The sequence below is a fragment of the Pseudomonadota bacterium genome (assembly GCA_034660915.1).
Classification (GTDB): domain Bacteria; phylum Desulfobacterota; class Anaeroferrophillalia; order Anaeroferrophillales; family Anaeroferrophillaceae; genus DQWO01.
In genome coordinates this window covers 1-7,943 of the sequence record JAYEKE010000212.1, presented here as the reverse complement: position 1 = coordinate 7,943, position 7,943 = coordinate 1, and the positions used below count along the sequence as shown (strand labels likewise).

The window sequence follows — 7,943 nt, the reverse complement described above, 5'->3', positions numbered from 1 at the left end:
GACAAATTTTTATTATTTCTCACAGAGACACGGAGTCACAGAGGGCAAATGACTCGGGTTCTCTGTGACTTTGTGCCTCTGTGAGAGTATTTTTATCTTTTCTGAAAACGTAGTCGAATGTTTACTACTAATCAACGTAAAGTCCTGATTATTAAAGGCTAATTGCTAACAGCTAACTGCCAATCGCTCAACTTAAGCTTTAATAATTTTAACCATCGGCTCAATCAGCGTAATACCTGAAATATGCCTATTTTGTTTACCTGTTAAAATAGAATTAATATGAGTTCCATTGCCTTGTTTTTTCCACCATATGGGTTCTTTCTCGTCCCAGCTGTCCAGGCGAAGAGTAAAGGGCATATAGAAAAAATTCTTACGACTCAACAACGATTTGGTCATCGGATCATGATCCGCTATGGCTTCAGCTGTGGCCACCCGCCCAACTTTAGAATGACCATGACCGGTAGCAATCGCAGCACATTGGGGATGAATCGCTTCTGTAATCCAGGCGTGACTAATTTTATCTCCGGAATTTGTTCTTATCTTTACCTTGTCACCTTCTCTGATTCCTAATTTCTTTGCTCGTGATGGATGTATCCAAACGGGATTTTCGTGTCGCAATTCGGCCAGATATTTACTGTTTGCTGTTTGAGAATCGAGAACATGCCAGGCAAAAGGAACCAGATAAAAACCGGTGTCGGTATAACTTTCCCGAGAGAAAGGCTGCGCAGCTCCAAGGTCTTTTAGCTGCAAATTAACCGACTGCGTTTTCTTCCCGTCATCGGTAAACACAAAAAAACCTACTTTTTTAAGATAATTCAGACCTCCAGAAACCACCAGAGCAGGAATCTTAGACAGCAGAGATTCAATATAACTTTCCACATTCTGATGGATAAACGGGCCTGAGACAGAATCCCCAATCAACTTCCGTCCCAGATCAAGGACAACCTGGTTGAATTCCCGGCCACTCTCAACCGGCGCTAATGAAGGATTAAAAAGCTGCAATTTCTTTACTTTTGCCTGCCGCAATAAGAGAATTTCATCAACCGGCCTGGTAACCGGTTGACGCAGGGACAGGCATTGCTGGTGCTGGTTCAATCGACGGCTGAACAAACCCCAGGTTTCTAGCTCCGTCGCCATGGGTAAAATTAAATCAGCATATTGTGAGGTTTCATTGATATGGGTATCGAAGGCGGCATAAAACGAAACCTGCAACTCATCCTGCAGCAGAGTATTGGGCCATTCTCCGTCATAGGTGTCAAATACCGGATTTGCCTGATACGATATCAACACCTGGGCTTCATTGTTCTCTTTAAGCTTTTGAAAAAACCAGCCGGAGGCAACGGAATTATCAGCCGAATATTTACTGGTCGTTCCAGCTATGGCTGAAGGATCATCATATTTTAAACTTCCCCCAGCAGATAAAGCCCCACATAAAACATTCAACATTTCGATGGCACAAGCATTTTCCCAGCCATTTTCAGCCTGAAAGACCTCATCGCCAAAAATAACCATTGTCGGCTGACGATGACTGAGTTGTTTAGCAATATCATCCAGAACTGTAGCTGCAATACCGCTCTGTTTACTCACAGCTGCTGGAGTAAACGACTTCAGGTGTACTTTCAGTTCCTCGATATTAATCCCAGCCTGAGAAACCGCTGCCTTATCATACCATTGATTCTCAACCATAACCTGAGCAATAGCTTTGGCAACATCACCATAATAACGTGGATGTACAGGATGCCAGGCCTCGCTTTTCCCCCCGGTTTGCGATAAACGCGAGGCTACGGTTACCATCTTCAGGCCGTTATTATTCAAGCCCTCTAACAATGACTTCACCTCGGTCACGAAAGCATCACCGGAACGAAACGGATCATCGGCAAAATTCAACAGATAACGACATTGACGAAAATTACGAAAACAGACAGAACGGCCATGGAGCTTTTCCCGGAAACGCTGCATAAATACTTGATTATCAGGCTCAACCAGGGTTACACGAGGGAAAAGTGATAGAAAAGACCCGGTCAATAATTCATCCTGCCCATTGATAAAAGCGAGATTTCTTCCCTGATTGTCATAAACCGGGGACAACTTCCGGTTTAAAACTTCATAAGCTTCATTCCAGGATATTTCCTGCCATTTTCCGGCGCCCCGCGATCCCACACGCTTTAAAGGTTTCAATAAACGATCAGGGTCATACAGTCGATCAAGTTGCCCATAGGCCTTGGCGCACAATTTCCCTCCGGCAACCGGGTGTTCATTATTTCCTAGAAGCATCTCTACCCGGTCACCTTCACGGTAGGTTGTTAAACCGCAATGATTGTCACAAAGTGAGCAGGTTGTCGGCCGAGGGTTGCGGTGCTTCCTCGTCGCTTTCGCCGATTGTTCATTCCAGGGTTTACGCCGCTTCTCAGCCAGTTTCAAACGATCCGGCAGTACCAGAGACGCGCCGCTCCAGGCTCCCAGTTGGATAAACTTTCTTCTATCAACTTTCACGGATCACTCCTACACCAAACTACATCAAAGGTAACGCCTGACCACCATAAACGGTAACAATACGCATCGCCAGGATGCCGATCATATTCATGATGGCAGCTAAAATCAGTAAAAAGTTACTCTCACGAAATTTTGGCACCATGACAATAATCAAAGGTATAACCTTGCCGATGAGATTTTCCAGAATCACAAAACCGAAAAACATCCTGCCAAACAGCATGAAATGGGCAACTTCCTGTCCTTCCAGTTTCGAATAAAGCAGGACGCTGTAATCACAAAAAACCAGAAAAAGATCAACAACAAGCAGCCAACCAAGGATTTTTGCCAAGGTGTGAATAAGATCATAATTAATTTCATGACTTTCAGTAAAGAAGCGATCACGAATCATGATCAACAGGATCATCATGGAAATACCTGAGACCATGGCTGAAAAAAGAAAGACTATGGGCATCAGGCCGGTATTCCAATAATCTCTTGCCACCCCGAGAGCCAGGATCCAGCCGGTATAGCCATGTACCGCCAAAGCCATCGGGATGCCAATAGTCCCGAAAAACTTTGTCCATTTTTTATTTCCCTTAAACATGAAAACACCATAAATAATTGAATTTATAGGGTATAACATGAGGAGGAAGGCGCCATAAGTCATTGCGGAGATTGGATTCAGATAGACAAAGTGGTTCCATACGGATTTGATCGGCCAGGCAACCTGCATTAAAAGAAATTGAGGTGCCAATAAGAGCAGAAGCACCGCGGCAACTACGCCTATTTTCCCAGCGGGCTTGAATTTTTCAAACCCAAAACCATAAGACAGGGTGGAAATCATAAAAGAACCAGCACTCAAACCAGTCAGGTAGAAATAGTAGGAAATCAAAAAAGCCGTGGTCGTCTGGTAGTGCACATCGAAAACTATTTTTCCCATACGAACTCAACCTCCCGCTTGATTTCCATAGTTGTCTGATCCAGACCAATATAATAAACCCTGGGCCCCGTACCCATATCGGTCTTCAAACCCTGCACAGCGCTGGTGGTAACCAATCTGGAAACTTCACTGTGAGAATCATTAAGATTACCGAAAATTCTGGCCGATGTCGGGCAGGCTTCAACACAGGCCGGCTGCAGACCTTCCTCCACTCGATGATAACAAAAATCACATTTATCAACGATGCCCTTTTGCGGATGGATATAACGCACTTCGTAGGGGCAGGCGGCCATACAATAACGACAACCGACGCATCGATGCGGGTCAACCATTACAATGCCATCCTCCCGCTGATATGAAGCATTGACTGGACAAACCTTTACACACACAGGATTTTCACAATGGTTACACAAGGTCGGCCGGAAAGCTCTAACAACTGCCGGGTATTTCCCCTTTTCTATTTCTTTCACCCAGGTACGCCACATGCCGAGCGGTACATCGTTTTGTACCTTGCAGGCAATCTCGCAGGTATGGCAACCAATACATTTATCAAGATCAATTACCATCCCCCAGCGGGGCAGCGTGGTATCTTTTTTTTCTTTAGACATAGATCATCTACCTCAGTTGATTAGGCAGTTACTTATTTTCCTGTTCCTGGTAAAACTTTGCAATCCGACGCAACCCCGCGTACAACCCCCAAAAAATAAGCAGCAGGATGATGATGGAAAAGAGAACACCATAAATATTACGCATAATCCAGACGGAATATTGCTGATCGTAATTGGGAAAGAGATGAAAACGTCCAAACATCAGGCCAGCCGGCTGGATCTTTTTTTCATGACATTTTTGACACGGGGCTTTAGTCAGTTCCTTCTCACCATGGGCGGCGTCGCCCTGGTGGCAGTCAACACAGGCATCCCGGGTAAAAGTGAAGCGCAAATCGGCCTTTCGGTGCGCCTGCACCCGAAAAGCGGCCAGATGACTGAACAGCCCCGTAACTTGCTCTTCTTTGTGACAACCTGAACAGGTCTGTTTTAAATTTCCTGAATTTACCGTTGACTGCGGCTTTTTAGCTCCCAGGGGATAATGGGTCGTATGACAGTCAAAACAGTTGGCGGCATCCTTTTTTCCGGCTATCAAGGCCTTCCCATGAACACTTTTCAAAAAAGATTCACCAACCATCTTTTTTGCCGGAATTTTAATCTTTTTCTTTTTAAGCTTTTCCCGGATGTGATTTGGATCCAGCCCCTCAATTTTGGAATGACAGGTCAAACAGGTTACCTGTCGATATCCGGTCCGTAAATGGGTTTTGTTGTCAGCCTTGTAGTGACAATCTAAACATTTCAGCTTTTTGCCATGGAGGGTCTGCATAAAGAGATCTTTATCAATAAAAAGTGACCGCAGCTCACCTTGAAGACCACCGGCACGCAAATTGGTTTCCTTATGACATTTAAAACAGTCATCGTTGGTAAGTTTCTTTTTCTCGACAGCCTGTCCAGGGACAGCAAGCAAGCCGATAAACATGACCGACAGCAAGAGAATCATTACATATCGACCATCACCTAACTTGGAGTACATTCTACTCACCACTGCCCTCCTTGTCTTGATCATTCTTGTGGATCATCACTGAGATTCCCGCATCAACCAATGGCTTTTTCCACCATTTCAATAATATCATAAACCTTAACATCTTCTTCACGGCCATGAGTTTTAAGCCCATCTTCAAACATAACCATACAGAAGGGGCAGGCGGTAACCGCAATCTGGGGTTCTTTTTCCAACACCTGGGCGACCCGTTCATCATTGATCCGCTTGCCGATGGTTTCTTCCATCCACATACGTCCACCCCCGGCACCGCAACAAAAACCTCGTTTCAACCGGCGATCCATTTCAACCAGGGTCAGGCCGGGAATGTCATTCAAAATGGCCCGCGGCTCCTGGAAAACCTCATTGTAGCGGCCAAGATAACAGGAATCATGAAAGGTCACCCGGGAGGGTAAAGCCTTCTTGAGATTCAGGCGACCGTCAGCCAACAACTGCTGCAGATATTCAGTATGGTGCAAAACTTCATAGTAACCGCCAAACTGCTGATAATCTTTTTTCAGCGTATTGTAACCGTGGGGACACATAGCCACTATTTTTTTGACCCCATAGCCATTCATTGTTTCAATATTTTCCATGGCCATCATCTGGAAAAGGTATTCATTGCCCAATTTTCGGGCTGAATCACCACAGCATTTTTCCTCGGTACCCAGGATGCCGAACTTAACTCCGGCATGCTGAAGAATTTTGACGAAAGAGGTAGCCACCTTTTTATAACGATCATCAAAGGAACCGGAACAGCCGACCCAGAGCAGAAATTCAACCTCGTTATCTTCAGCCAGGGTCTTTACTCCCAGATCTTTACACCAGTTTGCCCGATCGGCCCAGCCGATCCCCCAGGGATTACTGTTGTTTTCCATGTTTTTGAAAACCAACTGAACTTCAGTCGGAAAACTGCTCTCCATCAGTACCAGATTCCGCCGCAAGTCAACAATTTTGTCAATCTGCTCCACATACATGGGACAAACTTCCATACAGGCCCGGCAAGTGGTACAAGCCCAGATCTCATCTTCGGTCAGATATTCACCAATCAATGGTTTTTCATCATCGGGGATACCGTATGTAAGATCCTCTCCCTGGGCTTGCAACTGCTTAATCGTTGTCGCCTTATCATAGAGACAGCTCCTGATATCCTGAACCAATTTTTTAGGCGAAAGAGGCTTGTCGGTTAAAAAGGCCGGGCAATTATCCTGGCAGCGTCCACAACGGATACAGGCATCGGAATCCATCAACTGCTTCCAGGTAAACTGCTGGACGTGGGCAACGCCGAAACTCTCGGCATTTTCAATATCGAGGGCGGAAACTACGCCTTTCGGTTCCAGTGACCGGTAATAATTATTCAGGGTACCGGTAACCAGGTGCAACAGCTTGGTATAAGGCAGGGTGCCAATCAAGGCGATGACGGCATAGAAATGGAAACGCCATACCCATCTAATTGCCGTCGCATCAAACGTAGCTCCCAGAGTCGCAAAAATCCAACCAAGGACACTGCCAATCGGGGCAAAAATACTGCCATGAGGAGCAATAACCGCCAGACGAAAGCCTTCAACCATGAAACCTGAAATAAAAATGAAGAAAAGCCAGAAAATCAGCAGGACATCTTCGCTGCCCCGTTCATCCAGGCGGTCAGGTTTCACCACATATCGGCGATATGCTGCCATGCTGAGACCAATCAGGGCCAAGGTCCCTGTAAGATCAAGGACGAATGAAACAATGCCTGCGGCTACGGGAGGAAGGGTAAAAAAGAAGGCCTGGGCAAAAACAACAAAAAGGAAAGGAAGCAAAAAACCAAAAAAAATGAACAGATGCATAAAACCGGGATTGCCCTCTTCCAGCAGGCGATCATGGCCAAAAACCGATGAGAACATCAAGGCAAAACGTTGTGACCGGTCACCTGAACGATTTTCCCGCTCACCAATTTTCCAAATGGACCATTTCCTGGCAATACCGTAGATGAGGACCGCCGCAAAAAAAAGCAGGACCAAAACATCCAGAGAGTTCAACATAACAACAATCCCTTCAAGCACACTTTATTGAATCTGTCCCACAAAGAAACGAATTTGGTTATCCGAAAAGAATCGCCCTTACGAATGCAAATTCCAAGCCAAAATAAATTATATAATAAACAATAAAATGAATACACATTCAACTAATAGTGGACTCCATTTATCATATGAAAAAGCAGGCTGTCAAGAAAATATCCGCAGCCTGCCCAGCAGGGAATAAAACACTATGTATTCAGTTAACGTAAACTGATAAATGGAAAGCAAAAAAGATCAATAACTCTGTGAATAATACGTCGTGCCATTTATCACAAAGCTGAATTGTCTGTCAAGGAATTTAGCTTTAAAATCTCAAGATAGCTACCGTCGGGAAAGTGCACTGAAAGTAAAACTGCAGTGGTTAAGGAGAGAATAAAAAAAGCGGAAAACCTCACAATTCCATTGAGAGTTTTCCGCTATATTACTCAACTTTTTATTGGCCGGAAGACGATGACGGCACTGATAAAAATCAGGTCTGGTAAATATCGGTGCTGAAGGTTTTAATCCACTGACTGCGCAGGACTTCCTTGGCTGCCAGGATATCATCAACTTCAATAATCAGGATGGCATCATCACCTTTCACCGTGATAAATGGATAGAGGGTCGCAACATTTATTTTGCCTTCTTTTAAAGCCCGTAGAACCACGTTAAGACCACCTGGATGATCGGGGGTCCCGACAGCTATCACTTCACTGGTAGCCACATCAAAGCCATTGGACTGTAGAACATTCTTAGCTCGCTCAGGGCTATCAACGATAACCTTTACCCTGGGTGGATTTAATTCAGAACAAGCCATGACGCCCTTGATATTAATCTGCTCTCTTTCCAGGATATCACAAATCTGATTCAAACGTCCCGGTTTGTTATCTGTAGTAATAGAAAGCTGG

The 7,943-nt window shown here is 44.9% G+C and carries 6 protein-coding genes; all 6 read right to left on the bottom strand.

Features of this window, described 5'->3' with window-relative positions; genetic code table 11:
* Positions 1–192: 192 nt before the first annotated feature.
* Entirely contained in the window at positions 193–2,493 is a 2,301-nt protein-coding gene (locus tag U9P07_11780; GenBank protein MEA2110087.1) for a molybdopterin-dependent oxidoreductase, read from the bottom strand.
* Between the two features lie 19 nt (positions 2,494–2,512).
* Entirely contained in the window at positions 2,513–3,412 is a 900-nt protein-coding gene (gene nrfD / locus U9P07_11775; GenBank protein ID MEA2110086.1) for an NrfD/PsrC family molybdoenzyme membrane anchor subunit, read from the bottom strand.
* Complete coding sequence (locus U9P07_11770; GenBank protein ID MEA2110085.1) at positions 3,400–4,020, bottom strand: 4Fe-4S dicluster domain-containing protein; 621 nt, start codon at positions 4,018–4,020, stop codon at positions 3,400–3,402. Before U9P07_11770 ends, nrfD begins: the two co-directional genes overlap by 13 nt.
* Before the next feature lie 28 nt (positions 4,021–4,048).
* On the bottom strand, positions 4,049–4,999 hold the full coding sequence (locus tag U9P07_11765) for a hypothetical protein (GenBank protein ID MEA2110084.1): 951 nt from the start codon (positions 4,997–4,999) through the stop codon (positions 4,049–4,051).
* Positions 5,000–5,052: 53 nt separating this feature from the next.
* A complete protein-coding gene (locus tag U9P07_11760; protein ID MEA2110083.1) occupies positions 5,053–7,020 on the bottom strand; it encodes a heterodisulfide reductase-related iron-sulfur binding cluster in 1,968 nt (655 codons plus the stop codon).
* Positions 7,021–7,525: 505 nt separating this feature from the next.
* Positions 7,526–7,943, bottom strand: a 418-nt coding sequence (locus U9P07_11755) for an acetolactate synthase (GenBank protein MEA2110082.1), incomplete at its 5' end; no start/stop codon positions are given.